The 25,319-nt window shown below is 72.1% G+C and carries 24 protein-coding genes; 10 read left to right on the forward strand and 14 right to left on the reverse strand.

Annotated features, from left to right (window positions below):
* The first annotated feature begins 384 nt into the window (after nucleotides 1-384).
* The 5 genes from ACZ3UD_RS15530 to ACZ3UD_RS15550 all read left to right on the forward strand — a co-directional run bounded on the left by ACZ3UD_RS15530 (nucleotide 385) and on the right by ACZ3UD_RS15550 (nucleotide 7,179).
* On the forward strand, nucleotides 385-1,272 hold the full coding sequence (locus tag ACZ3UD_RS15530; protein ID WP_465586712.1) for an FAD binding domain-containing protein: 888 nt from the start codon (nucleotides 385-387) through the stop codon (nucleotides 1,270-1,272).
* Nucleotides 1,269-1,760, forward strand: a complete 492-nt coding sequence (locus tag ACZ3UD_RS15535; RefSeq protein ID WP_393024483.1) for a (2Fe-2S)-binding protein — start codon at nucleotides 1,269-1,271, stop codon at nucleotides 1,758-1,760. Before ACZ3UD_RS15530 ends, ACZ3UD_RS15535 begins: the two co-directional genes overlap by 4 nt.
* Entirely contained in the window at nucleotides 1,757-4,123 is a 2,367-nt protein-coding gene (gene pucD / locus ACZ3UD_RS15540; RefSeq protein ID WP_465586716.1) for a xanthine dehydrogenase subunit D, read from the forward strand. The genes ACZ3UD_RS15535 and pucD overlap by 4 nt, the downstream gene beginning before the upstream one ends.
* A gap of 297 nt (nucleotides 4,124-4,420) precedes the next feature.
* Nucleotides 4,421-5,905, forward strand: coding sequence for an NCS2 family permease (locus ACZ3UD_RS15545; RefSeq protein ID WP_465586719.1), 1,485 nt, complete (start codon nucleotides 4,421-4,423; stop codon nucleotides 5,903-5,905).
* Nucleotides 5,906-5,997: 92 nt separating this feature from the next.
* A complete protein-coding gene (locus ACZ3UD_RS15550) occupies nucleotides 5,998-7,179 on the forward strand; it encodes an XdhC family protein (RefSeq protein WP_465586721.1) in 1,182 nt (393 codons plus the stop codon).
* An 81-nt stretch (nucleotides 7,180-7,260) separates the two neighbouring features.
* On the opposite strand, the gene ACZ3UD_RS15555 is transcribed toward ACZ3UD_RS15550, so the two are convergent.
* The 14 genes from ACZ3UD_RS15555 to ACZ3UD_RS15620 all read right to left on the reverse strand — a co-directional run bounded on the left by ACZ3UD_RS15555 (nucleotide 7,261) and on the right by ACZ3UD_RS15620 (nucleotide 22,269).
* Entirely contained in the window at nucleotides 7,261-7,383 is a 123-nt protein-coding gene (locus ACZ3UD_RS15555) for a hypothetical protein (protein ID WP_465586724.1), read from the reverse strand.
* 253 nt (nucleotides 7,384-7,636) lie between these two features.
* On the reverse strand, nucleotides 7,637-7,957 hold the full coding sequence (locus ACZ3UD_RS15560) for a hypothetical protein (protein ID WP_465586726.1): 321 nt from the start codon (nucleotides 7,955-7,957) through the stop codon (nucleotides 7,637-7,639).
* 35 nt (nucleotides 7,958-7,992) lie between these two features.
* On the reverse strand, nucleotides 7,993-8,169 hold the full coding sequence (locus ACZ3UD_RS15565) for a hypothetical protein (RefSeq protein ID WP_465586729.1): 177 nt from the start codon (nucleotides 8,167-8,169) through the stop codon (nucleotides 7,993-7,995).
* A gap of 153 nt (nucleotides 8,170-8,322) precedes the next feature.
* Entirely contained in the window at nucleotides 8,323-10,074 is a 1,752-nt protein-coding gene (locus ACZ3UD_RS15570) for an SDR family oxidoreductase (RefSeq protein ID WP_465586732.1), read from the reverse strand.
* Entirely contained in the window at nucleotides 10,071-11,009 is a 939-nt protein-coding gene (locus ACZ3UD_RS15575) for a M24 family metallopeptidase (RefSeq protein ID WP_465586735.1), read from the reverse strand. The genes ACZ3UD_RS15570 and ACZ3UD_RS15575 overlap by 4 nt, the downstream gene beginning before the upstream one ends.
* A gap of 12 nt (nucleotides 11,010-11,021) precedes the next feature.
* Nucleotides 11,022-12,110, reverse strand: coding sequence for a PDR/VanB family oxidoreductase (locus ACZ3UD_RS15580; RefSeq protein ID WP_465586739.1), 1,089 nt, complete (start codon nucleotides 12,108-12,110; stop codon nucleotides 11,022-11,024).
* A gap of 137 nt (nucleotides 12,111-12,247) precedes the next feature.
* Nucleotides 12,248-13,162 (reverse strand): metal-dependent hydrolase, encoded by a 915-nt coding sequence (locus tag ACZ3UD_RS15585; RefSeq protein ID WP_465586742.1) that lies wholly within the window; start codon nucleotides 13,160-13,162, stop codon nucleotides 12,248-12,250.
* A gap of 250 nt (nucleotides 13,163-13,412) precedes the next feature.
* A complete protein-coding gene (locus ACZ3UD_RS15590) occupies nucleotides 13,413-14,192 on the reverse strand; it encodes an IclR family transcriptional regulator (protein ID WP_465586745.1) in 780 nt (259 codons plus the stop codon).
* Nucleotides 14,193-14,567: 375 nt separating this feature from the next.
* Nucleotides 14,568-16,028: a catalase gene (locus ACZ3UD_RS15595; RefSeq protein WP_465586748.1), complete on the reverse strand. Its 1,461-nt coding sequence runs from the start codon at nucleotides 16,026-16,028 to the stop codon at nucleotides 14,568-14,570.
* Nucleotides 16,029-16,087: 59 nt separating this feature from the next.
* Nucleotides 16,088-17,347 carry an allantoicase gene (gene alc, locus ACZ3UD_RS15600; protein WP_465586750.1) on the reverse strand — a complete coding sequence of 420 codons (1,260 nt, stop codon included), beginning with the start codon at nucleotides 17,345-17,347 and terminating at the stop codon, nucleotides 16,088-16,090.
* Nucleotides 17,348-17,390: 43 nt separating this feature from the next.
* Nucleotides 17,391-18,770 carry an allantoinase AllB gene (gene allB, locus ACZ3UD_RS15605; protein WP_465586753.1) on the reverse strand — a complete coding sequence of 460 codons (1,380 nt, stop codon included), beginning with the start codon at nucleotides 18,768-18,770 and terminating at the stop codon, nucleotides 17,391-17,393.
* Nucleotides 18,771-18,883: 113 nt separating this feature from the next.
* The gene (locus ACZ3UD_RS15610) at nucleotides 18,884-20,026 is read right to left on the reverse strand and encodes a glycerate kinase (RefSeq protein ID WP_465586755.1); all 1,143 of its coding nucleotides are present in this window, start codon (nucleotides 20,024-20,026) and stop codon (nucleotides 18,884-18,886) included.
* Between the two features lie 385 nt (nucleotides 20,027-20,411).
* The gene (locus tag ACZ3UD_RS15615) at nucleotides 20,412-21,305 is read right to left on the reverse strand and encodes a 2-hydroxy-3-oxopropionate reductase (RefSeq protein ID WP_465586758.1); all 894 of its coding nucleotides are present in this window, start codon (nucleotides 21,303-21,305) and stop codon (nucleotides 20,412-20,414) included.
* A 121-nt stretch (nucleotides 21,306-21,426) separates the two neighbouring features.
* A complete protein-coding gene (locus ACZ3UD_RS15620; RefSeq protein ID WP_465586994.1) occupies nucleotides 21,427-22,269 on the reverse strand; it encodes a TIM barrel protein in 843 nt (280 codons plus the stop codon).
* A 216-nt stretch (nucleotides 22,270-22,485) separates the two neighbouring features.
* On the opposite strand from ACZ3UD_RS15620, the gene ACZ3UD_RS15625 reads away from it, so the two are divergent.
* The 5 genes from ACZ3UD_RS15625 (at nucleotide 22,486) to pucL (ending at nucleotide 25,210) form a co-directional block, all read left to right on the forward strand.
* A complete protein-coding gene (locus tag ACZ3UD_RS15625) occupies nucleotides 22,486-22,731 on the forward strand; it encodes a thiamine-binding protein (protein ID WP_380609669.1) in 246 nt (81 codons plus the stop codon).
* A complete protein-coding gene (locus ACZ3UD_RS15630; protein WP_465586760.1) occupies nucleotides 22,728-23,108 on the forward strand; it encodes a helix-turn-helix domain-containing protein in 381 nt (126 codons plus the stop codon). The genes ACZ3UD_RS15625 and ACZ3UD_RS15630 overlap by 4 nt, the downstream gene beginning before the upstream one ends.
* Before the next feature lie 203 nt (nucleotides 23,109-23,311).
* The gene (gene uraD, locus ACZ3UD_RS15635) at nucleotides 23,312-23,815 is read left to right on the forward strand and encodes a 2-oxo-4-hydroxy-4-carboxy-5-ureidoimidazoline decarboxylase (RefSeq protein WP_465586763.1); all 504 of its coding nucleotides are present in this window, start codon (nucleotides 23,312-23,314) and stop codon (nucleotides 23,813-23,815) included.
* 108 nt (nucleotides 23,816-23,923) lie between these two features.
* A complete protein-coding gene (gene uraH / locus ACZ3UD_RS15640) occupies nucleotides 23,924-24,259 on the forward strand; it encodes a hydroxyisourate hydrolase (protein WP_393024432.1) in 336 nt (111 codons plus the stop codon).
* A gap of 30 nt (nucleotides 24,260-24,289) precedes the next feature.
* Nucleotides 24,290-25,210, forward strand: coding sequence for a factor-independent urate hydroxylase (gene pucL, locus ACZ3UD_RS15645; RefSeq protein WP_465586766.1), 921 nt, complete (start codon nucleotides 24,290-24,292; stop codon nucleotides 25,208-25,210).
* Nucleotides 25,211-25,319: the final 109 nt, after the last annotated feature.

Consider the following 25,319-nt stretch of genomic DNA (forward strand, 5'->3'; position numbering starts at 1 on the left):
CAGGGGCTGGAACAGGGGCTGGAACGAGGGCTGGAACGAGGGCTGGAACGGGGATCAGGGGGCCTGATCGAGGGGAAGCGGTGGTCGGACATCCGGTCCGGGGGTGACAGTGTGCCCGAACACGTGTGCTCGGTGTTACGTACCAGCGGGCCGTCGGGTCACGGGCCCGTAGCCCGTCCGTCACGGCCGGATTACGGTCGTAGGTAGCACTCGGCGAACACCTGGGCTGCGGGATTGTCTCCTTAGAGGAACGTACAGGATGCCGGGCGGGACCACAGCCGGGGCTTCATGCCATCGGTGACTGCCAGTGGCCCCCGTCACAGGAGTTCACTGGGCGACACGCCACCGGACACCCGGTCGGCGAAGACTTGAGGAGACACCCGCATGGAGTTCCTTCGGCCCGCCACCTGGGACGAGGCTCTCGCGGCGAAGGCTGAGTACCCGACCGCGCTGCCCATCGCGGGTGGCACGGACGTCATGGTCGAGCTGAACTTCGACGTGCACCGGCCATCCGCGATTCTCGACCTGAACCGCGTCACCGAGCTCACCGAATGGACGAACGACGGCAGCGTCGTCCGGCTCGGCGCCTCCGTCCCGTACGCCCGGATCATCGCGGAGCTGTCCGGGCCGCTGCCCGGGCTCGCGCTGGCGGCCCACACCGTCGGCTCCCCGCAGATCCGCAACCGCGGCGGCGTCGGCGGCAACCTGGGCGCGGCCTCCCCGGCCGGCGACTCCCACCCGGCGCTGCTGGCGGCCGGGCGGGACGTGTTCGTCGAGGCGGTCTCGGTGCGCGGCACCCGGATGATCCCGATCGACGAGTTCTACGTCGGAGTCAAGCGCAACTGCCTGGAGGCGGACGAGCTGATCCGGGCCGTGCACATCCCGGTCGCGGACGGCCCGCAGCAGTTCTCGAAGATCGGCACCCGCAACGCCATGGTGATCGCGGTCTGCGCGTTCGGCTTCGCCCTGCACCCCAAGGACGGAACCGTCGGCACCGGTATCGGTTCGGCTGCCCCCACGCCGCGCCGCGCCGTCGAGGCCGAGGAGTACCTGCAGGGCGTGCTCGCCGAGCGCGGGCTCTGGCAGTCCGGTGAGCTGCTGGGCACCGAGGTGATCCAGCGCTTCGGCGAGCTGGTGAAGGCCGCCGCCTCACCCATCGACGACGTCCGGGGCACCGCCGACTACCGGCGGCACGCGCTGGCCGTGATGGCCCGCCGCACCCTCACGTGGTGTTGGAACGACTACAGCAAGCAGATCAGGAGCGCGGCATGAGAGTCACGTTCACCGCCAACGGCAAGCCGGTCGAGGCCGACGACGTGTGGGAGGGCGAGAGCCTGCTCTACGTGCTGCGCGAGCGCGTCGGCCTGCCGGGCTCGAAGAACGCCTGCGAGCAGGGCGAGTGCGGCTCGTGCACCGTCTACCTGGACGGCGTGCCGGTCTGCTCCTGCCTGGTCGCGGCCGGCCAGGTGCAGGACCGCGAGGTGCGCACGGTCGAGGGCCTGGCCGAGGAGGACGGCGAACTGGGCCTGGTCCAGCAGGCGTTCATCGACGCCGGCGCGGTCCAGTGCGGCTTCTGCACCCCGGGCCTGCTGGTGCAGACCGACGCGCTGCTGGAGCGCGACGCCCAGCCGAGCGACAACGACATCCGCGAGGCGCTGTCGGGCAACCTGTGCCGCTGCACCGGCTACGAGAAGATCATGGACGCGGTGCGGCTCGCCTCCGCCCGCAAGTGCGCCGGTGAGGGGGCTGGTTCGGCATGACTGCCCGTACCATCCAGGGTCAGAAGAACCTGCAGAACATCAACCAGGCGTCCAAGGACGGCATCGGCGGCTCGCCGCTGCGCCCGGACGGCAACCTGAAGGTCAAGGGCGAGTTCGCGTACTCGTCGGACATGTGGCACGAGGACATGCTGTGGGGTATGGCGCTGCGCTCGCCGCACCCCCGGGCGAACATCCTCTCGGTGGACATCTCCGAGGCGCTCAAGGTACCCGGCGTCTACGCGGTGCTGACCCACGAGGACATCCCCGGCTCCAAGTACTACGGCCTGGAGATCCAGGACCAGCCGGTCCTGGCCATCGACAAGATCCGGTACCACGGCGAGGCGATCGCGCTGGTCGCCGCCGACCACCCGGAGACGGCCCGCCGCGCGGTGAAGAAGATCAAGGTCGAGTACGAGGTGCTCACCCCGATCGTCACCGAGGAGCAGTGCCTGGACCCGGAGACCCACGGGTACGTGCACGAGCCGCACGAGTACAAGTCGCACGCGTACGGCAACATCTGCCACGAGCAGAAGCTGGTCTCCGGCCTCGGCGTGACCGACGAGGTGCGGGCGATGGCGGACGTCATCGTCAGCGGCGACTACGAGGTCGGCATGCAGGACCAGGCCTTCCTCGGCCCCGAGTCCGGCCTCGCGGTGCCCGCCGAGGACGGCGGCATCGACCTCTACATCGCCACCCAGTGGCTGCACGTGGACCGCGAGCAGATGGCCCCGGTGCTGGACCTCCCGGAGGAGAAGGTCCGGCTCACCCTGGCCGGCGTCGGCGGCGCCTTCGGCGGCCGCGAGGACATCTCGATGCAGATCCACGCCTGCCTGCTGGCCCAGCACACCGACAAGCCCGTCAAGATCGTCTACTCCCGGGACGAGTCCTTCTACGGCCACGTCCACCGCCACCCGGCGCGGATGCACTACGAGCACGGCGCGACCCGGGACGGCAAGCTGGTCTTCGCCGACTGCCGGATCGTGCTGGACGGCGGCGCGTACGCCTCCGCCTCCCCCGCCGTGGTCGGCAACGCGGCCTCGCTCGGACACGGCCCGTACGTGATCCCGAACGTCAAGATGCACGCCATCGCGCTCTACAGCAACAACCCGTCCTGCGGGGCGATGCGCGGCTTCGGCGCGGTGCAGGCGGCGTTCGGCTACGAGTCGCAGATGGACAAGCTGGCGGCCGAACTCGGCATGGACCCGGTGGAGCTGCGGCAGCTGAACGCGATGTCGGAGGGCGACTTCATGCCCACCGGCCAGCAGATCGACTCGCCCGCGCCGGTGGCCGAACTGCTGCGCCGCGCCAAGGAGATGCCGCTGCCGCCGCCGCTGGACACCGCGCACCTGGACGTCCGCGCGCTGCCCGGCGCGCTGTCCAACACCTCGCACGGCGAGGGCATCGTGCGCGGCGTCGGCTACTCGGTCGGCATCAAGAACGTCGGCTTCTCCGAGGGCTTCGACGACTACTCCACCGCCCGGGTGCGCCTGGAGGTGATCGGCGGCGAGCCGGTCGCCATGGTGCACACCGCGATGGCCGAGGTCGGCCAGGGCGGCGTCACCGTGCACGCCCAGATCGCCCGCACCGAGCTGGGCGTCGAGCAGGTCACCATCCACCCGGCCAACACCGAGGTGGGGTCGGCCGGTTCGACCTCCGCGTCGCGCCAGACCTACATGACCGGCGGCGCGGTGAAGCTGGCCGCCGAGGCCGTCCGGCGGGAGCTGGTCGAGAAGGGCCGCCGGCGCTACGGCTGGACCCACAAGGACATCACGCTGGCCGGCGGCAAGGTCATCTCGGAGAGCGCCGGTGTGCTGGTCTCCATGGTGGACCTGCTCGGCGACGAGGCCATCGACCTCACCCGCGAGCACCACCACCGGCCCACCCAGGCCTTCGACAAGGAGACCGGCCAGGGCTTCGGCCACGTCCAGTACACCTTCTGCGCCAACCGCGCGGTGGTGGACGTGGACGTGGAGCTGGGCCTGGTCAAGGTGGTCGAGCTGACCGCCGTCCAGGACGTCGGCAAGGCGCTCAACCCGCTCTCCGTGGTCGGCCAGATCCAGGGCGGCTGCACCCAGGCGCTCGGGCTCGCGGTGATGGAGGAGATCATCGTCCGGGACGGCAAGGTGCGCAACGCCTCCTTCACCGACTACCTGATCCCCACCATCCTGGACACTCCGCCGATCCCGGTGGACGTCCTCGAACTTCCCGACCCGCACGCCCCGTACGGGCTGCGCGGCGTCGGCGAGGCGCCGACCGTGTCGGCGACGCCCTCGATCGTGGCGGCCATCCGCAACGCCACGGGCCTGGCGCTCAACCGGATCCCGGTCCGGCCCGAGCACCTGACCACCGAACAGCCCAGCTGATCCCGGCAGTTCGACCTCCGGAAGCACGACCTCCGGAGGGCTCCGGAACCCTCCGGACGTACGGACCTCCCCGGGGCGGTGACGCGTCTTCCCCACCGCCCCGGGGGCCTCCCCCACCCGCTGCCCTGCCCACGCCGGGGTTTCGCAGTGGTGCGCACCACCCTCATCTGCGCCGCTGGCACTCCCCGACGAGTGCCCCCCCACAGTGAGTCGATACCGTCCCCCTGTGCCAACTTCGTTGACTGGCAGTCAGGTCGGCTCGCCCACCCCAACCCCCTTTGACACTTGGGAGTGGACATGACCAGGATCCCCACGGAGCCCGGCACCACCGAAGCAGACAGACCCACCGAGGACGAGACCCACCCCTCGTCCCCGGCACCACGCCCGAACGGCGCGCTCGACGCGTACTTCAAGATCTCGGCCCGCGGCTCGACCCTCGCCAACGAACTGCGCGGCGGTCTGACCACGTTCATGGCGATGGCGTACATCATCCTGCTCAACCCGCTGATCCTCAGCGGCGCGGACGTCAACGGCGTCAAGCTCGACCACGCCGCGCTGACCACCGCCACCGCGCTCGCGGCCGCCGTCACCACCCTCCTGATGGGCCTGGTCGGCAACGTGCCGCTGGCCCTGGCGGCAGGGCTCTCCGTCTCGGGTGCGGTCTCCGCGCTCGTCGTCCCCCACACCACCTGGTCGCAGGCCATGGGCCTGTGCGTGATCTACGGCCTGCTGATCGTGCTGCTGGTGGTCTCCGGACTGCGCGAGAAGATCATGAACGGCATCCCGCTGCCGCTCAAGCACGCGATCACCATCGGCATCGGCCTGTTCGTCACGATCATCGGCCTCTACAAGGCCGGCTTCATGCACACCGGCGGCCCCACCCCGCTCTCGCTCGGCCCGGCCGGCGAGCTGACCGGCTGGCCGGTGCTGATCTTCTGCGTCACCCTGCTGGCCATCTTCGTACTGATGGCGCGCGGCATCCGGGGCGCGATCCTGATCGGCATCGCCGGCGGCACCGTGCTCGCGATGATCGTCAACAAGGTCGCCCACGTGCCGGCCTCGGCCTGGAAGAACTCCGTCCCGGTGTGGCCCGGCAGCCCGGTCTCCGCGCCCGACTTCAGCCTGTTCGGCCACGTCGACCTGTTCGGTGCCTTCGGCGGCCACGGCCTGGGCGCGATCAGCGCCTCGGTCGCGGTGTTCACCCTCGTCCTGGCCGGCTTCTTCGACGCGATGGCCACCATCATCGGCGTCGGCACCGAGGCCGGACTGGCCGACAAGCAGGGCCGGATGCCCGGTCTGTCCAAGGCGCTGTTCATCGACGGCGCCGGCGGCGCGGTCGGCGGCCTGGCGGGCGCGTCCGGCCAGACCGTCTTCGTCGAATCCGCGACCGGAGTCGGTGACGGCGCCCGGACCGGCCTCGCCTCCACCGTCACCGGCGGACTGTTCGCCCTGATGCTGTTCTTCTCGCCGCTGGCCGGCATCGTCCCGGTCGAGGTCGCCTCCGCCGCCCTGGTGGTGATCGGCTCGATGATGATGAGCCAGGCCCGGCACATCGACTGGTCCGACCGCGAGGTCGCCATCCCGGCCTTCCTGACCTGCGTGCTGATGCCGTTCACGTACAGCATCACCGCGGGCGTCGCGGCCGGCGTCATCTCGTACTCGGTCATCAAGGCCGGCCAGGGCAAGTGGCGCGAGCCCGGGCTGCTGATGTGGATCCTCACCGCGGTCTTCGTGCTCTACTTCGCGCTCGCTCCGATCAAGTCCTTGCTGGGCGTGCACTAGGCACCCCTGTGCGCACCAGCGCCGCCGTACGGGATCGTTTCCCGTACGGCGGCTCTCCCGCTACTGTCGAAACCGTGTAAGGAGCCTCAGACATGCAGGACATCGCCGAGCAGCTGCAGGCCTGGCACGCGTCCGGGCGCTCCTTCGCCGTGGCCACCGTGGTCGGCGTCTCCGGCAGCGCCCCGCGCGACCCCGGGGCGGCACTGGCCGTGGACGCGGCCGGGGAGGCGGTCGGCAGCGTCTCCGGCGGGTGCGTCGAGGGCGCGGTGTACGAGCTGTGCCAGGCCGCCATCGAGAGCGGCGAGCCGGTGCTGGAGCGCTTCGGCTACAGCGACGAGGACGCCTTCGCGGTCGGGCTGACCTGCGGCGGGATCCTCGACGTGTTCGTCCAGCCGGTCGTGCCCGGAGCGGACCCCGGAACGGACGCGGGCCTCGCGTTCATCGCCGCCGGGACCCCGGTCGCGCTCGCCCGGGTGATCGCCGGACCGGCCGGACTGCTCGGCGCCACCCTCGCGGTCACCGCCGACGGCGCCTGCGGGGCGCTCTCGGTGGGGCCGTCCACCGTCGGCGCGCTGGAGCGGGCGCTCATCGCCGAGACCCGGGCGATGCTGGACGCCGGACGGACCGGCCGGATCGTGCTCGGCCTGGACGGACGGCCCTGCGACGAGCACGAACAGGGGACCGTCACCTGCTTCGTCGAGTCCTACGTGCCCGCGCCCCGCATGCTGGTCTTCGGCGCGATCGACTTCGCCGCCGCCGTGGTGCGGATCGGCAAGTTCCTCGGCTACCACGTCACGGTCTGCGACGCCCGGCCCGTCTTCGCCACCACGCGCCGCTTCCCCGAGGCGGACGAGGTGGTGGTCGACTGGCCGCACCGCTACCTCGACTCCCAGCTCGGCCGGATCGACGGGCGCACCGTACTGTGCGTGCTCACCCACGACGCCAAGTTCGACATCCCGCTGCTGGAGCGCGCCCTGCGGCTGCCGGTCGGCTACGTCGGCGCGATGGGCTCGCGCCGCACCCACCGCGACCGGGAGGCCAAGCTGCGCGAGGCCGGGCTGACGGACGCCGAGCTCGCCCGGCTGCGCTCCCCCATCGGCCTCGACCTGGGCTCCCGCACCCCCGAGGAGACGGCGGTCTCGGTCGCCGCCGAGATCATCGCCCACCGGCGCGGCGGCAGCTGCCTGCCGCTGAGCGCCGGGAACGGACCGATCCACCACGACGTGGCGGCCGCTCCCGAGGACGCCGGGACGCCCCGGACGCACGCCGCCTGATCGTCACTCCGCGTGACCGCCGGGCGGCGGCACGCTGGAGGTGCGGACTCGCCGACGAGCTCCTGGAGGGCCTGTAGCGGCTCAACCGCTGAGCCCCGCTGCCATACCCGAGCCCGGCTTCGCGTCAGCGGTGTCGAGCCCGGGCGTGAGCGTGAGCAGGCCCACGACGAGGGCGAAGGACCACAGGGCGGTTGTCATCTCCATGGGCCTCGATCGTAGGGGAGGCCGGTTCTGCGGATGACGGCGGCTGATGGCTGCCGACGGGAGCGGACGACGGAAGGCCTCCCGGTGCCGCTCGGGGAGCGGGACCGGGAGGCCTTTCGGGTCAGCGGGACGGCCGGGTCGGCGGACAGTTCCGGGGTCCGTCGGCCCGACGCCGTCGCGATGGCTGGGCCTGCCGCCGCGGACCGCTGGGATCGGGGGGTGCCGGGGACTACTGCACCTGGCAGCCGCGCTGTCAGTTCCAGCCGACGAAGGTGTGGCGCAGCTGCACGTCGAAGGTGCAGGAGTAGCTGTTGGTGGCGGAGGCCACCGACCAGCCGGCGTTCCACGGCTCGCGGTTGAAGCCCTGGGTCACGGTGGTGGCCGCGGTGATGATCTGACCGTCGGCGGTGTCCCAGTCGGAGGTGGTGTACAGACCGGTCATCCGGATGTTGCAGCAGTCGTACATCTCGTTCGCGCTGGTGATCCGGCGGTGGCCAGTGGCGGTGGTGCCCGCCGCCAGGGCCTTGGCGGCGGCGGTGCGGGCGGTCGGGGCGGCGGCCGGGACGTAGGTCACCGGGCCCTCCTGCGGCTTGCAGTCCGAGCCGATCGTCACCGTCTGCCGGACCACATGCCCGCGGGCGGGACGGGCAGCGAACCGGTGAGCGTCACACCGTCGCAGGTTTGGGTGCTCGGCGCATCGGCGGCGGGTGCCGCGACGGCCCCCGGGGCCATCGCCATGAGCAGACCGGCCGCACCGAGCGCTACCGAAACCAGACGCTTCTTCACAGTCCCTGCTTCCCCTCGTGAGTTACCTGCCGGTAAGCCTAGGGTGGCCGGTCGCCGGGTCCGAGAGGGTTGGCAGGAAGCTGCGACTCCTGATGTCGCCGGGGCTGCCGGGACTGCCGGGGCCCCTGCGGCGGCAGGGGCCCCGGAGCGGTTTCAGGTCACGTTCAGACGGGCGGCCAGGCGCAGCAGGCCGGGGCTGAGGCGGGAGAGCAGGCGGGCGGCCTTGGCCTCGGGGGTGACCGGGACGACGGACTTGCCGGTGCGCACGGCGCCGACGATGGCGGCGGCCACCTTCTCCGGCGGGAAGCCGCGGCGGGCGTAGAGCCTGGCGGCGCGGGCCTGCTTGGCGGACTGCTCGGCGGCGGTGGTCGCGGAGAAGGTGGAGGTGCGGGTGATGTTGGTGTTGACGATGCCGGGGCAGATGGTGGAGACGCCGATGCCGTGGCCGACGAACTCGGCGCGCAGGCAGTCCGAGAGCATGAACACCGCGGCCTTGCTGGTGGCGTACGCGGTGAGCGCCTTGGCGGGCAGGTAGGCGGCGGCCGAGGAGACGTTGACGATGTGGCCGCCCTGGCCGCGGTCGGCCATCAGGGTGCCGAAGGCCCGGCAGCCGTGGATCACGCCCCAGAGGTTGACGTCCAGGACGCGCTGCCACTCCTTCTCGGTGGTCTGCAGGAAAGTCCCGGAGTGGCCGATGCCCGCGTTGTTGACCATCACGTCGGGCACCCCGTGCTCGGCGGCAACGGTCTGCGCGAAGGCGTCCATCGCGGCGCCGTCCGAGACGTCCACCCGGTAGGCGTGCGCCGTCGGGCCGATCAGCGAGGCGAGTTCGGCGGTGCGCTCGGCGGCCGCGAGGTCGAGGTCGCAGACCACCACCCGGGCGCCGTCCTCCGCGAACGCCAGCGCGGTGGCCCGGCCGATGCCGCTGCCGCCACCGGTGACGACCACCAACCGGCCGTCGCCCTCGGCGGTTCGGGCGTCGCCCGCGCTCCCGGTCTCGATTCGGGCGGTGAACTCGCGGACCATGCCGGCCACGGTGGCTCCCTTCTCCAGCAGCGCCGACCAGTGGCCGGCGTGCAGCGTGCGTCGGGTCAGCTCGGGCACCCAGCGCTCCAGGCCCTCGGAGAGGTAGGTGCCGACGTAGCGGTCCCGGGTGAGGGTGATCAACTGGACCGGCACCTGGGTCGGCCGCTCACGCGGACTGCCCATCGTGGGGCGGAAGTTGGCGCGGTACAGCTCGATGCCGCGGACCGCGTCACGGCGCAGCGTGGGCTGCGGGTGGTCGGCGCGCGGGGTGACGTGCTCCAGGTCGCGCAGCACTCGCGGCCAGGCCCGGGCCAGGCCGAGGCGCCAGACGGCGGGGGCGAGGAAGGGCAGGTGGAAGGCGGTGATGTACCAGGAGTGCAGGCCCTGGTGGAGCAGCTGCTTGAGGTGGCGCGGGGTGGGGCGGCGCAACCGGTGGCGCAGCCAGTAGCCCATGTGGTCCAGGGACGGGCCGGACATGGTGGTGTACGAGGCGATCCGGCGCTCGGCGCCGGGGGCGGTCACGGCCTCCCAGGACTGGATCGAGCCCCAGTCGTGGGCGAGCAGGTGCACCGGGCGGTCCGGACTGACCGCGTCGGCGACGGCGAACAGGTCGTCGGCGAGCTGCTCCAGGCGGTAGCCGTCCCGGTCCGCGGGGACGGCCGACTCGCCGGCGCCGCGCACGTCGTAGCGGACCACGTGGTGGTCGCGGGCGAGGTCGGCGGCGATGTCGTCCCAGACGGCGTGGGTGTCCGGGTAGCCGTGCACCAGGAGGACGGTGGGGGCGTCCGGGTCGCCCTGCTCGAAGACGGCGAGCGGGAGGCCGCCGGAGTGGACGGTCCGGCGGCGGATCGGGGTCGTCGGAGTCGTCGGGGTCGTCATCGGGTGGCCTCCAGGGCGGTCGGCTCGTCGGTGGCGGTCGGCTGGGCGGCGGCCGGGTCGGCGGCGGCCGGCTCGGCTGTGGCGGTCGGCTCGTCGGTGGCGGTCCAGCGGCGGACGTGCGGGAGGTCGTCGTCGAGCCAGTAGGCGTCGTCCTCGGTGACCACCAGCAGTTCCTCGAACTTGATGCCCACGCCGCGGAAGCCGATGTGCGGCTCGACCGCCCACAGGCCCGGGGTGGGCACGTGCCGGGACGAGCGGCCGTCCGCCCACAGCGGTGAACGGCCGTGCAGGCGCTCGGAGATGAGCTCGCGGCCGAGGGTCTGCAGGGTGCGCACGCCGAAGCCGAAGACGTTCACCCCGGCCGGGCCGCGCACGGTGGTGCGGGTGACCTGGTGGCCGATCACCCGCCCCGGGTAGACCTGGTGGCGGTTGTCGTAGCCGTGCGCGGCGATCTGCGCGTCCACGGCCGCGTACACCTCGTTGAGCGGCTTGCGGGCGCGCACCTCCGCGAGGATCAGCTCGCGGTAGACCTTGAGGTCGGCGGCCAGACGGTCCCACACCTTGTTCTCGCCGACCTTGCCGCCGTAGCCGATGTCGGCGGTGTAGCCGTCCACGACGGGCGCGCAGTCCAGCACGTACGGCATGCCCTCCTCAAGGCGGCGGTTGCCTGCGAAGAACTGCAGCGGGGTGTGGAAGTGCCGGAAGGCCGTACGGTCGCCGAACCAGGCGAAGGGGACGTGGAAGAAGTCCTGCACCCCTGCGGCGACCAGGCGGCGGCGCAGTTCGGCGGTGGCCTGCCGCTCGGTGACACCCGGTTCGATCCAGGCGGCGACCTGTTCGGCGCAGTGGTACGCGAGTTGCTGGGTCTCGCGGAAGCGGTCGAGGTCGCGCTCGGTGTAGCGGAACGTCGGGATCGCATTCGCCATCGGGGACATCGGAGGCTCCTTTCAGACGTCGAGCACGAGGGTCTCGCCCTCGGCGGCCCGGGAGACGCAGGGCAGCAGGGCGCCGGCGGCGCGCTGCTCGGGGGTGAGGCGGCGGTCCCGGTGGTCGGGCGTGCCGGACCGCAGGCGGACCTCGCAGGTGCCGCAGAAGCCCTGGTGGCAGGAGTACGGGAGGTCCGGGCGGGCCTCGCGCAGCACGTCCAGGGCGGAGCGGTCGGCGGGGACCTCCAGGGTCGGACCGTCGGTGCCGAGCCGGACGGCGAAGGGCTTGCCGTTGGTGATCGGGGCGGCACCGAAGCGCTCGAAGTGCAGGGCGGAGGCCGGGGACTCGTCCAGGGCCCCCTGGACGGCGGCGAGCATCGGGGCCGGGCCGCAGCAGTAGACGGCGGCGCCGCGCGGGGCGTGGGCGAGCAGTTCGGCGCCGGTGGGGACGCCACCGTGCTCGTCGTCGGTGCGCAGCACCACGCGGTGCGGGTCGAGGGCGCGCAGCTCGTCCGCGTACGGGAGCGTGTCGGCGCTGCGGCCGACGTGGACGAGCCGCCAGTCCAGGCCGTGGCGCTGGGCCTCGCGGGCCATCGGCAGCAGCGGGGTGATACCGATGCCGCCGGCGAGCAGCAGGACGGTGGGCTCGGCGCAGAAGGCGAAGCCGTTGCGCGGGCTGCGGGCGGTGAGGCGGGCGCCTGGGAGCAGGGTGTCGTGGATCTCGACGGACCCGCCGCCGCCCTCGGGCAGCTTCCGGACGGCGATCCGGTAGCTGCGGCGGTCGGCCGGGTCGCCGCTGAGCGAGTAGTGGCGCTCGCGGCCGGAGGGCAGGGCGAGGCGCAGGTGGGCGCCGGGCTGCCAGGGCGGCAGCTGGCCACCGGAGGGGTCGGCGAGGCTCAACTCGATGACGTCGGCGGCGAGTTCGCGACGGGCGGCGACCACCAGCTGGAGCGGCGGGATGGGTCGGCTGAGCGGGCGGCGGGGGCTGCGCCGCAGCAGGGGGCCACCGAGGGCCGGGGAGTAGCGGTCGCCGAAGGCGGTGAGGAAGCGGATGAAAGCATCGGCGCGGGGGCGGCCGTAGAGGTCGGGGGGCGGGGTGAGCAGGTCCATCCGGGCGGGTCCTTGGGAGAGGCGGGGGGACGGATTTCAGCTGACAGATAACGTCAGCTGTTTGCTGTTATCTGTTATCTGTCAGCTGACATCTGAAAGCTGAAATCCGTCGACTGAAAGTTGTCGACTGAAACCTGTCAGCGCCCGGCGGCGGCGCGCGCTGCCGGCGAGACGGCGAGGTAGCCCAGCGCCTGGCTGGAGGAACCCTCCTGGGTCGGGTGGTAGCCCGGTCGCAGGTAGCGCAGCCCGGAGCGGATCGACCGGACCGGGTCCGGCAGCAGTCCGCGCTTGGCGATCCGCCCCGCCTCCCGCCAGGTGGGCTTGAGGCGCCCCTTCAGTGTCGGGTCGGCGGCCAGCAGGAAGCGGGCGCCGCGCACCCAGAGGTGGACCAGCAGCGGCCCGGACACCGCCATCCCGCGCACCCGGCGCAGGTAGCCCGGGTCCAGGTGGACCATCAGGTCGAAGGCGACGCTGCGGTGCTCGACCTCCTCGGCGCCGTGCCAGCGCAGCAGGTCGAGCATCGTCGGGTCGGCCTTGGCCCGGTCCAGGCCCGGGGAGTTGAGGGCCCAGTTGCCGAGGAAGGCGGTGAAGTGCTCGATCGCCGCGATGAAGGCGACCCGCTCGATGACGTTCTCCCGCTGCCGTGTCGGCGTCAGGCCCGGCTTGTCGCCCAGGATGCGCTGGAACAGCCAGGCGATCTGCCGCACGTACGGGCGCGGGTCGAGCCCCTGGCCGAGCAGGTGGTCCAGCACCTCCTGGTGCGCCTCGGCGTGGATGGCCTCCTGCCCGATGAACCCGAGCACCTCCTCGCGCAGCTGGTCGTCCCGGATGAGCGGCAGCGCCTCCTTGAACACCTTGACGAACCAGCGCTCACCCTCGGGCAGCAGCAGGTGCAGCACGTTGATGACGTGGGTGGCCATCGGCTCGTCCGGGATCCAGTGCAGCGGCAGTCGGGCCCAGTCGAAGCGGACGTCCCGGGGCTCCAGGACGAGGCTGTCGTGCACGCGCACGGCGGGGGCGGCGAGGGCGGGGACGGGGGTGGATCGGGGCATGGCAGGCCCTCCTGACCTGGGAGCGGCGGCTCGGCTCAGGGAAACGTACTCGCCGGTAGCGGCGGCGACAAGGGATTCGGCACCCCTTATCGACATTGAGTCTAATAAGTGATGTGCACCGGAGGGCGCCTTCGGAAACACTCCGTCGGGAAGCAGACGGGAAGCAGACGGGCCCCGCCGGACGCGATGCGTCCGACGGGGCCCGTCGAGCGGGGCCGGGCGAAGCCGGGCAGCCCCCGACGACCTGGGCTCAGACCGCCATCGCCAACATCAGCGGCGCCGCCTGGGCCGCCAGCAGTTCGGCGGCGGCCTTCAGCTTGTGAATGTTGCCCACCGGCATCGAGGTGGCCAGGCAGCCGACCGTGCTGCCCGCCGTGATCGGCACCGCCGCGCACACCGTGCCGAGCGCGTACTCCTGGATGTCCAGCACCGGCACCGTCGCGGGCTGCCGCTCCAGCCGGTGCATCAGCTGGTCGGCGTCGGTGACCGTACGGGAGGTGAGCCGGGCAACCGGGTGCCGGGAGAGGTGGTCGCGCCGCCCGTCCACGTCCAGCTGGCTGAGCAGGCACTTGCCGATCGCGCTGGCGTGCGCGGTGGCACGGAAGTCCACCCACTCCTGCACGGCCGGCGCGTAGTCGGCCGCCGAAACCGCCTCGACCGACAACTCCCCGTCGTGGTAACGGCCGAAATACACCGCAGCGCCCAACTCGTCCCGGAGTTCAGCGAGTTTGCGGTTCAGCCGGGCCTTGACGAGCTGCTCCCGGTTGCGCTGGCCGAGCAGGGCGAAGGTGCCGCCGAGCACCCAACCGCCGTCCTGGCACTGGAGGTAGCCCTCGATCTCCAGGAGCTCCGCGAGCCGCCGGACGGTCGGCAGGCCGAGCGAGGTCTCCCGCGCGAGGGCGACCAGGGTCGCGCCGTCGGGGTGCCGGTCGACGGCCTCCAGCAGTCTGAGGGCGTGCTGCAGGGAGGTGAACGGGCCCGGCAGTCCCTGGTCCAGCGCGGCGTGACGACCCGGGGCTGGTGTCGACATGTCGTCCCCTTCCGATGTCCCCCCACGGAGCGACCGCGGGCAGCCTCCAGCCTAGCCATCAGGTGGCCTCGGCAACTGCTGTCCGTGAATATCGGTGAACATTCCGTGGAGCAGCTGCCGGTCGGCTGGTACAAGGGGGCCCCGCCGGTACAAGGGGGGCCCGCTGGTACGAGCGGCCCCACTCGTACCAGTGGGCCCCACCCGCACACGGGACCCTGCGAGACGACGACAGCCGCGCGACGCCCGACGGGCCCCTCCCCCACTGCCCAGGGGGAGTGGCCCGTCGTCCGGCTGCCGGGGTGCGGGCCCCGGCGGCCGGTGAGGGTGCGGAAGGGTCGGTCGGTCAGGCAGTCAGTCCCTGGCCCCGAGTCGGGCTCAGCTCTCGTCGCCGGCGCGCAGCTTGGCGACGGCGGCCTCGAGCCGGGCGCCGTACTCCTCGTCTGCGGCGTGGAAGTGGGCCAGGTTCTTCTCCACCACGTCCTCCCGCGTCACCTGTGCCAGGAAGCCCGCGATGTTGTTGATCAGGCGGGTCTTCTCGCCCTCCGACATCAGCCGGTACAGCTCGCCGGCCTGGAAGAAGTCGTCGTCCTTGGTGTGGGCCGGCGTGGTGTAGGTGCCGGTGTAGCCGTCCACCTTGACCGGCGCGGCGAGCGCGCTGTCACTCTGGACCGGGCCGTCGTACGAGTTGGGCTCGTAGTTCTTGCCGCGGCCGGCGCTGTTGACGGCCATGGAGCCGTCCCGCCCGTAGTTGTTGGCCTCGGTGGCGCGCGGGGCGTTCACCGGCAGCAGGGTGTGGTTGACCCCGAGGCGGTAGCGCTGGGCATCGGCGTAGGCGAACAGGCGGCCCTGGAGCATCTTGTCCGGGGAGGGGCCGATGCCGGGCACGAAGTTGTTCGGCGAGAACGCGGACTGCTCGACCTCGGCGAAGACGTTCTCCGGGTTCTTGTTGAGCACCAGGCGGCCGACCTTGACCAGCGGGTAGTCGGCGTGCGGCCACACCTTGGTGAGGTCGAAGGGGTTGAAGCGGTAGTCCGCGGCCTCGGCGACCGGCATCAGCTGGACGTAGAGGGTCCAGGACGGGAACACCCCGCGCTCGATGGCCTGGTGCAGGTCGCGCTGGTGCGAGTCGGCGTCGGCGCCGAGCACCTCGGCGGCCTGGTCGCCGTCCAGGCTGCGGATGCCCTGGTTGGTCTTGAAGTGGTACTTCACCCAGTAGGCCTCGCCCTCGGCGTTGACCCACTGGTAGGTGTGCGAGCCGTAGCCGTTCATGTGACGGTAGGACGCGGGGATGCCGCGGTCACCGAACAGCCAGGTGATCTGGTGGGTCGAGGCCGGCGAGTGGGCCCAGAAGTCCCAGACGTTGTCCGCCTCCTGCACGCCGGTGTACGGGTCGCGCTTCTGCGAGTGGATGAAGTCGGGGAACTTGATCGGGTCCTTGATGAAGAACACCGGGGTGTTGTTGCCGACGAGGTCGTAGTTGCCGTCCTCGGTGTAGAACTTCACCGCGAAGCCGCGCGGGTCGCGCACCGCGTCGCTGGCGCCCAGGTTGCCGGCCACGGTCGAGAAGCGCAGGAAGACCTCGGTGCGCTTGCCGACCTCGGACAGGAACGCCGCCCGGGTGTACTGCGACACCTCGTCGGTGACCTCGAAGTAGCCGTACGCGCCGGAGCCGCGGGCGTGCACGACGCGCTCCGGGATGCGCTCGCGGTTGAACCGGGCCAGCTTCTCCAGCAGGTGCTGGTCCTGGATCAGCAGCGGGCCGTACTCGCCGGCCGAGGCCGAGTTCTGGTTGTCGGCGACCGGGGCGCCGGACTCCGTGGTCAGGATCTTGGACATGGAGGGTCCTTCAGGTGTCGATAAGGCGGTGCGTGGAGAGGTGGGCGGGCGCGCGGGGCTCAGACGCCGAGCAGGCGCCAGAGCGCCGAGCGGCGGCGGGCCGAGTGCTCGCCGTCGGGGCCGTCGGCCGGCTGGAGGCCGGCCGCCGCGGCGGTGGCCGCGGCCGGGTCCGCCAGCGGGCGGGCGGCGGCCAGCGCGGCGGCCTCCTCGCCGGACAGGCCGGCGGCGGCGAGCGCGGCGGCGGCCTCGGCGGCCGGGACGGCGTTGAACCAGCGCAGCGCGAGGGCCGCGCGGCCGGCCTCGGTGAGGCGGCCGGTGAGCCGGAGGCGGGCGAGCCCGCCGTCCGGGTAGACGTTGATCCGCACGTGGGTCACCGGGCGGCCCACGTCGAGCCGGAAGCGGTGCCGGGTGTCGGGCTGCAGGCGGGTGCGGGGCAGGATCTCGAACCACTCGCCGTCCGCCGGGTCCTGTCCGGTCGAGGCGTCGAAGCCGATCAGGTCGGCCCAGCCGGGGGCATTGGCGACGAAGTGGGTGGTGTCCACCTCGGCGGCCAGGACCTCACCGCCCCCGGCCAGGGCGATCTGCACCCAGTCGTTGGCCTTGTCGCGCCGACGCCGGGTCTCCCAGCCCTCGCCCATGACGGAGGCGCGACCGGGAGCGTTCAGGTTGTGCGGGGAGGAGAAGTAGCGGTCGGAGGCCGCCTCGGCGACGCCGCCGTACTCCTGGGCGGCCAGGTCGAAGGTGAGGCCGTCCAGTTCGCGCGGGTCGGGCAGCACCTCGCCGTGCACCCGGAGCCGGGCGACGCCGCCGTCCGGGAAGATGTTCAGCCGCACGTGGGTGTAGCGGGTGTCGTCCTGGACGGCGAACTCGTGGGCGGTGTCCCCCTGGAGCGGGGTGCGCGGCACGATGACGGTCCACTCGGCGTCCTGCAGTTCCTCGGGCGAGGGGTGCCCGGGTACGGAGGCGGCCTCGACCGAGGCGCTCTCCGGGTAGTTGCCGGTGAAGTGGGCGGTGTCGACGATCAGGCCGCGGATCACGCCGCCGACGCCGAGCCGGACGATCGCCCAGTCGTGGTCCTGGTCGGTGGGGTGCGGCTGGTCGGCGGAGACGCCGCGGCGGCGCTTGGACTCCCAGCCGTCCATGATCTGGCCCTTGTGACCGAAGGTGTGCGGGCGGAACTCGGCGGGCTTGGCGACCAGCAGGTTCTCCGCGTCCGCGAAGGTGTCCTCATTGGTGGCGACGACGCCCGCGCCGAGCAGCCGGGAGGCCAGGTTGACCAGCTCGGTGAAGGGAGCGCTCGGGGTGTCGGCAGTGGTCACTGACTCTCCTCGGAAAGACGGTGTGGGTTCAGGCAGTGTCGGTTCAAGAAGCGGTGTCGGAAAGGGAGCTGGCCGGCCGGGTGAGTTGACGACCGCAGGGCTCGGCGCCGGTGTCCACCGCGCGGCCGCGCAGCCAGGTGGTGCGGACGACACCGGTCAACGTCCGTCCCGCGTACGGGGTCACCGGGTTGCGGTGGTGCAACTCCCCCGGGTGGACGGCGAATTCAGCGTTGGGATCGAAGGCGACCAGGTCGGCGTCGCAGCCCACCGCGATGGCGCCCTTGGTGCCGGTGAGGCCGACCAGCTCGGCCGGTCCGGCGGACATCCAGCGCACCACGTCGGCCAGGGTGTGGCCGCGTCGCCGGGCCTCGGTCCAGACGGCCGACAGGCCCAGCTGCAGCGAGGCGATGCCACCCCAGGCGGCCGCGAAGTCGCCGCTGCCGCCGTACTCCGGCAGCAGTTTGAGGTCGGGGGTGGACGGCGAGTGGTCGGAGACGACGGCGATGAACTCACCGCGTCCCAGGGCCTCCCAGAGCGCGTCCCGGTTGGCCTCGTCGCGGATCGGCGGGCAGCACTTGAAGGCGGTGTCGCCGTCCGGCACCTGCTCGGCCGCGAGGGTCAGGTAGTGCGGGCAGGTCTCGGCGGTGACCCGTACGCCGTCCTCGCGGGCCCGGCGCAGCAGCGGCAGCACGGCCGCCGAGGAGACGTGCAGGATGTGCACCCGGGCGCCGGTGCGCCGGGCGGTTTCGAGCAGGTGGGCAACGGCCGCGGTCTCCGCGTCGGCGGGGCGGGAGGCGAGGAAGTCCCGGTAGTGGGCGCCGGGTTGCTGCGGCGCGGCGGCCAGCACGCCGGGGTCCTCGGCGTGGATGATCGCCAGGGCCCCGATCCGGGCCTGTTCGGCCAGCGCGGCCTCCAGATCGGCGCCCTCGACGTGCGGGAACTCGTCGACGCCGGAGGGGGCGAGGAAGCTCTTGAAGCCGAACACGCCTTCCCGGTACAGGGGTTCGAGGTCCGGGACGTTGCCGGGGACGGCGCCGCCCCAGAAGCCGAGGTCGACCCAGGCCTGGCCCTCGGCGGTCTTCCGCTTGGCGGCCAGCCCCTCCACCGTGGTGGTGGGCGGGATCGAGTTGAGCGGCATGTCGATGATCGTGGTGACGCCGCCGGCCGCGGCAGCCCGGGTGGCGGTGGCGAAGCCCTCCCACTCGGTCCGGCCGGGCTCGTTCACGTGCACGTGGGTGTCGACCAGGCCGGGCAGCAGGGCCGTGTCGCCGAGATCGACGAGCTGGCTGTCGCCGACCGTGAGCGAGCCGTACGCGGCGACCTGCTCGATCTTCCCGTCCCGGATCAGCACGTCCGCGGGGCGCTCACCGTCGGGCAGCACCGCCCGACGGGAGCGGATCACCGTCGGCTGGCTGAAAGGCATGGGGGACCTCCGAAACCTGGGAGTTGGGGTGGTGGAACACGGGTGGAGGCGAAGGATTGCCGGGAGCCTAGGCCTGCCTTCAACAAAACGTCAATGGAGGAACGTACGAGGGCTCAGCCCGGCAGCAGCTCCTCGGCCAGCCGCTCCCCCGCGACCTCGGCCAGCTCACCGGCCCTGGTCATACTGTCCCCCGGTTGCTCGGCCAGGTCGGTGAGGGCGATCGCGGCGGTGAAGCCGGCCGCGCGCCACTCGGGCTCGGAGAGCTCCAACCGGCCCGCCACAGCGGCCACCCGAACCCCCGCCCGGGCAGCCGCTGCGGCGACTCCGGCGGGGGCCTTGCCATGGAGCGTCTGCGCGTCCAGGCAGCCCTCGCCGGTGACGACAAGGCGTGCCCCACGCACGGCCTCGTCGAAACCCAGCAGTTCGAGCAGCAGCTCGATGCCGGGTCGCATGGTGGCGCCGAGCAGGGCGAGGGCGGCGAAGCCCACCCCGCCCGCGGCCCCGGCGCCCGGGGCCTCCCGCACGTCGCGCCCGGTGACCGCGGCGACCTGGTCGGCGAAGCGGGTCAGGCCCTCCTCCAGGACCACCAGGTCGTCCCCGTCGGCGCCCTTCTGCGGGCCGTAGACGGCGGTCGCGCCGCGCGGGCCGAGCAGCGGGTTGTCCACGTCGCAGGCGACCACGATCTCGACGCCGGTCAGCAGCTCGGCCAGGCGGCCGACGTCGATCCGGTCGAGCTTGCGCAACGCGGCCCCGCCGGGCGGCAGTTCGGCGCCGTCGGCGTCCTGCAGGCACACCCCGAGCGCCTGCACCATGCCGGCGCCGCCGTCGGTGCAGGCGCTGCCGCCGAGGCCCAGCACGATCCGCTTGGCGCCCATCGCGACCGCCCGGCCGATCAGCTGGCCGACCCCGTAGGAGCCGGCCGCGAGCGGGGCGGTGCGGCCGCCGGGCAGCCGGGCGAGGCCGGAGGCCTGGGCCAGCTCGACCACGGCGGTGTCGCCGCGGACGGCCAGCGCGGCGTCCACCGGCAGGCCGGTCGGGCCGGCCACCTTGGCCGCGACACGGGTGAAGCCGGCCGCGAGCGCGGCGGCCAGGGTGCCCTCGCCGCCGTCGGCGACGGGCAGCTCGCGCACCTCGGTGCCGGGCGCGGCGCGCCGGATGCCGGCGGCGATCCGGGCGGCGACCTCGGCACCCTCCAGGGTGCCCTTGAACTTGTCCGGAGCTACGACCACATGGCCCTGGTGGGGGGTGGGGGGCATCGCGTGGTCCTCACTTCCGTACGGGGTCTGGCGGTGGTTCGACAAGCATGGGTCCGATGGCCTCGGGGATGCGAGACCCTCCCGGGTGGTGCGGCCCCCTCCCCGCCGTTCTCCCCCAGCCTTCGGCCGGGAGGTACCCCCACTCGTCCCGCTTCCGACGTACGAGGGGCTCCCCTCGGCGGGGAGGGGGCCAGGCGACGCGCGAGGCACGACCGAAGTGCCCCCGGGGAGGGTGCGCGCGTCACCGGTTGGATCGACCGGCGGGCGGGTGGATGAGCCCCGGCCCGCACGCCGGTCGGGTCTGGCCTCCTGGCGGCGCGGGCACGACCGGATCAGGTACACGCCGCCAGGAGGAGCTTGTTCGGGCCGAAGGCCCTGGTCGGGGTTACTTGACCTCGCGGCCGGAGAGCCGCTCGACGCCGCGCAGCAGCGCCGAGTGGTCCAGCGAACCGTCGCCGTTGGCCCGGGCGGAGGCGACCAGCTGGGCCACCACGGCGCCGACCGGCAGCGCGGCGCCCACGGCCCGGGCGGCGTCGGTGACGATGCCCATGTCCTTGTGGTGCAGGTCGATCCGGAAGCCGGGGGCGAACTCGCGGTTGAGCATGTTCGCCTTCTTGCGGTTGAGCACGGTCGAGCCGGCCAGGCCGCCGCCGAGCACGTCCAGCGCGGCGGCGAGGTCGACACCGGCGTTCTCCAGGAACACCACGGCCTCGGCGAGCACCTGGATGTTGACCGCGACGATCAGCTGGTTGGCGGCCTTGACGGTCTGGCCGGCGCCGTCGGGGCCGACGTGGATCACCGTGGTGCCCAGCGCGTCGAACAGCGGCTTGGCCTCGGCGAAGTCCGCGGCCTCGCCGCCGACCATGATCGACAGCACTGCCTCGATCGCGCCGGCCTCGCCACCGGAGACCGGGGCGTCCAGCGTGCGCACGCCCTTCTCCCGGGCGGCCTTGCCGACCTTGATGGAGGTCTGCGGGGTGATCGAGGACATGTCGATCACCAGGGTGCCGGCCTTGACGTTCTCCAGGACACCGCCCTCGCCGAGGATGACCGCCTCGACGTGCGGGTCGGCCGGGACCATGGTGATGACGACCTCGGCATCCTTCACCGCGTCCGCGATGCTGGCGGCACCCTGGCCACCGGCCGCGATGACGGCGTCGATCGAGGCCTGGGAGAGGTCGAAGCCGGTCACCTGATGGCCGGCCTTGACCAGGTTGACGGCCATGGGCTTGCCCATGATGCCGAGGCCGACGAAGGCAATCTTGCGGGAGGCGCTCATCGCGTCGAGTTCCTTACGTGTGCGGGGTGGGTGGTGGCTTGCCGGGCGGACGGACGGGACGTGGGCACGCCCCCGGACCGCGCCGCCGGACCGCGCCGCCGGATTGCGCGGGCGGGCCGCGCTAGCGGGCGGGGCGCAGCTCGCGCGGCAGCCAGCCGAAGCTGTCGGCGCTGACGCCGGTGGAGGGGCGGTACTCCAGGCCGATCGAGCCGCTGTAGCCGGCGGCGCTGAGCCGGGCGAACAGGTCCTCGAAGTCCAGCTCGCCGGTGCCGGGCTCGTTGCGGCCCGGGTTGTCGGCGATCTGCACGTGGCCGATCCGGTCGGCGTAGGTGTCGATGACCGCCGCCAGGTCCTCGCCGTTCTTGGCCAGGTGGTAGAGGTCGCAGAGGAACTTCGCGTTCCCCAGGCCGGTGGCGGCGTTGACCCTGTCGACCACCTCGACCGCGGCGGCGGCGGAGACCAGCGGGTAGTCCGGCGACTCGGCCTTGTTGAGGGCCTCGACCAGCAGGATCGCGCCGATCTCGTGCGCGGCCCTGGCGGCGATGACCAGGTTCTCCAGCGCGAGCGCGTCCTGCTCGGCCGGCTCGACGCCCTCGACCCGGTTGCCGTACAGCGCATTGAGCGCGGTGGCACCGAGCGAGGCGGCGAGCTCCGCCGCGACCGGGACGTTGGCGCGGAACCGCTCCTTCTCGGACGGGACCGAGACGGTGCCCCGGACGCCCTGGCTCAGGTCGTCCAGGAAGTTGAGGCCGGTGAGCCGGACCCCCGCGTCACTGAACGCCTTGCGCAGCGCGTCCAGTTCGGCCCGGGAGGGGCTGTGCTCCGTGCCGAACGGCCACCAGAGCTCGGCGGCCGTGAAGCCGGCCGCGGCAGCCGCCGCGGGGCGCTCCAGCAGCGGGAGTTCGCTGAACAGGATCGACAGGTTGACCGTGAAGCCGTGCTTGGCAGCCGCCGTCACGTCCATCACCTCTCACTCTCTTCCTTCATCCGCAACTTCCACGATCCGGAAGAGGGATTCTGTGTGGTGGAAGCATCTCCGGCTCACCGAGTGGGTGTCAAGGGCGTCGCAACATTTTGTTGAAGCGACTGGACGGCGCCCGCCGCCCGGGCCCGCGGCTGTTCGATCACCCAGCCCCTGCCCGCCGCCACCCCCGCTCGATACAGTGAGCACGTGCGATTGATGGTGGAGTTCACGACAGAACCGTTCGAACTGGACACGTTCCCCGAGCACGCCGCGGCGGCCCGCAAGGTCGTCGACGAGGCCGGCCTGGACGTGTCGGTCGGCCCCTTCGGGACCGGCGCCGAGGGCGAGGCCGACCAGGTCCTCGCCGCGGTGACCCGACTGCTCCGGGAGACCCTGGACGCCGGGGCGACCCGGATCTCGGTCCAGGTCAGCGTGCTGGGCGAGGAGGGCGGTACGCCGTGACCGAGCACGCGGAACACCCGCTCGCCGCGGCGGTCAAGCCGCTGCTGGACGCGGTCGGCGCGACGCCCGTCCCGCTGGACGAGGCGAAGGGCGAGGACGTCGTCCTGGAGTGGGAGGGCGCCCCGGCCCTGGCCGTCCGGCTGCCGCACCTGAGCAGCGCGCTGGACCGGCTGCTGGCCGAGATGGCCCGCCAGTTCGACGGCCGACCGCTGGCGGAGCTCGACCGCTGGGAGAAGCAGCGGGTCGTCGCCCTCCTGGAGGAGCGCGGCGCCTTCACCGTCCGCCACGGGGTCGAGACGGTCGCCTCGGCGCTCGGCGTCAGCCGCTTCACCGTGTACAACTACCTCAACCGCCAGGACGGCACGAAGTCCTCCTGAACGGCCCGCGAAGCGAGTGACCCCGCCGCCGGGGAAAGTGTGGATCGACCCAGGGCGGGGCACACTTGGCGAATCACACACGAAAGGGCCCGGCATCGCGGGCCGGTTCAAAACGTAACCACCAACCGTTCAACAAACTGTTGACGGCCGGGTGGGGTCGATCTAGCTTTTCCGGGTGGCACCACTCTTCAGGAGGTCCACTCGTGACCAACCACCCCCACGCCCTTGACGCCCTGGCCGCGGCCGATGCCGCGGAGCTGGAAGGGATCCTGCTGGAGGTATGCTCCAGCCCCGGTTGGGCCGCCGCGATCGCGGCGGCCAAGCCCTGGTCCAGCCGCGAGGCCCTGCTCGCCGCCAACGCGGCGGCGATGGCCGGACTGACCGACGCCGACCTGCGCGACGCGATGGCCGGACACGCCCGGATCGGACAGCCCAGGACGGGCGACGCCACCTCCGAACGCGAGCAGGCCGGCATCCAGGGCGTGGATCAGGCGATCCTCGACGAACTGCACGAGGCCAACGCCGCCTACGAGGCGAAGTTCGGCCACGTGTTCCTGATCTGCGCGACCGGCCGCACCGCGGCCACCATGCTCGCCGCCCTGCGCGAGCGCCACCCCAACGACCCCGCCACCGAGGCGGAGATCGTCCGGGGCGAACTGCGCAAGATCAACGACATCCGACTCAACCGCCTCCTCGACGAGTCCTGACGCATCGTCAAGAATGCTTCGTGGACGGGCGCATGCCGTCCGGATGTCCCATCTCCACCAGAGAACCGGCGCACCACCACCTCTGCCATCAGTAAGGTCACCTCACCCATGACTGGCATCTCCACCCACGTGCTCGACACCAGCCTCGGCCGCCCGGCCGAGGGCGTCCCGGTCGAGCTCGCACTGCACACCGAGGGTGGCTGGCAGGTGCTCGGCACCTCCGCCACGGACTCCGACGGCCGGGTCAAGGACCTGCCGGCCGTGGAGGCGGGCTCGGTCGTCCGGCTGCTCTTCGACACCGGCGCCCACTACGCGCAGCTGTCGACGGAGCCGCCGTTCTTCCCCGAGGTCTCGATCGTCTTCACGGTCGCGCCCGCGCAGCACCACTACCACGTGCCGCTGCTGCTGAACCCGTTCGGATACTCGGTCTACCGCGGAAGCTAGTAGACCGACCTGGAAGCTTAGGAGCCTGTCATGGCCCACGTGCTCGGTCAGAACCAGTACGGCAAGGCGGAGAACCGCATCGTCCGGGTCTACCGCGACTCCACCCGCCACGAGATCAAGGACCTGAACGTCTCGGTCTCCCTCCAGGGCGAGTTCGAGGACGTCCATCTCACCGGGTCCAACGCCAACTGCCTTCCCACCGACACCACCAAGAACACCGTCTACGCCTTCGCCAAGGAGTACGGCATCGAGTCGGCCGAGGCGTTCGGCATCCTGCTGGCCCGGCACTTCGTCGACAACACCGAGCGCGGCGTCGTGCACAGCGCCCGGATCCGGATCGAGGAGTACGCCTGGGACCGGATCAAGACGCCGGACAGCTCGGCCCGCTTCATCGGCTCGGAGGAGGTCGGCCACTCCTTCGTCCGCAGCGGCCAGGAGACCCGCACCACCGAGGTCGTCTACGACGGCGAGAAGGTCCAGGTCATCTCCGGCCTCAAGGACCTCATCGTCATGAACTCCACCAACTCGGAGTTCTGGGGCTACATCAAGGACAAGTACACCACCCTGCAGGAGGCGTACGACCGCATCCTCGCCACCCAGGTCACCGCCCGCTGGAAGTACGGCTACAGCGGCCGGGACGGCGAGGCCCAGCCCAACTGGAACCGCTCCTACACCCACGTGAAGCGGCACCTGCTGGAGGCGTTCGCCGAGACCTACTCCTACTCGCTGCAGCAGACCCTGCACGCGATGGGCACCCGGGTCCTCAACAACCGCGCCGAGGTGGACGAGGTACGCCTCGAACTGCCCAACAAGCACCACTTCCTCGTCGACCTGGAGCCCTTCGGCCTCAAGAACGAGAACGAGGTCTACTACGCCGCGGACCGCATGTACGGCCTGATCGAGGGCACCGTGCACCGCGAGGGCGTCGTGCCGGTCATCCCGGTCGTCTGACCTCCCCCGCCCCAACCGCATGGACTCCGCCCGGAGTCGCCGCACCCTCCGGCCCCCACGGGCCGGTCGAGTCCGGGCGGACAGCACCACCGGCACCATCCGCACCACC

The organism is Kitasatospora sp. NPDC023118 (assembly GCF_055560875.1).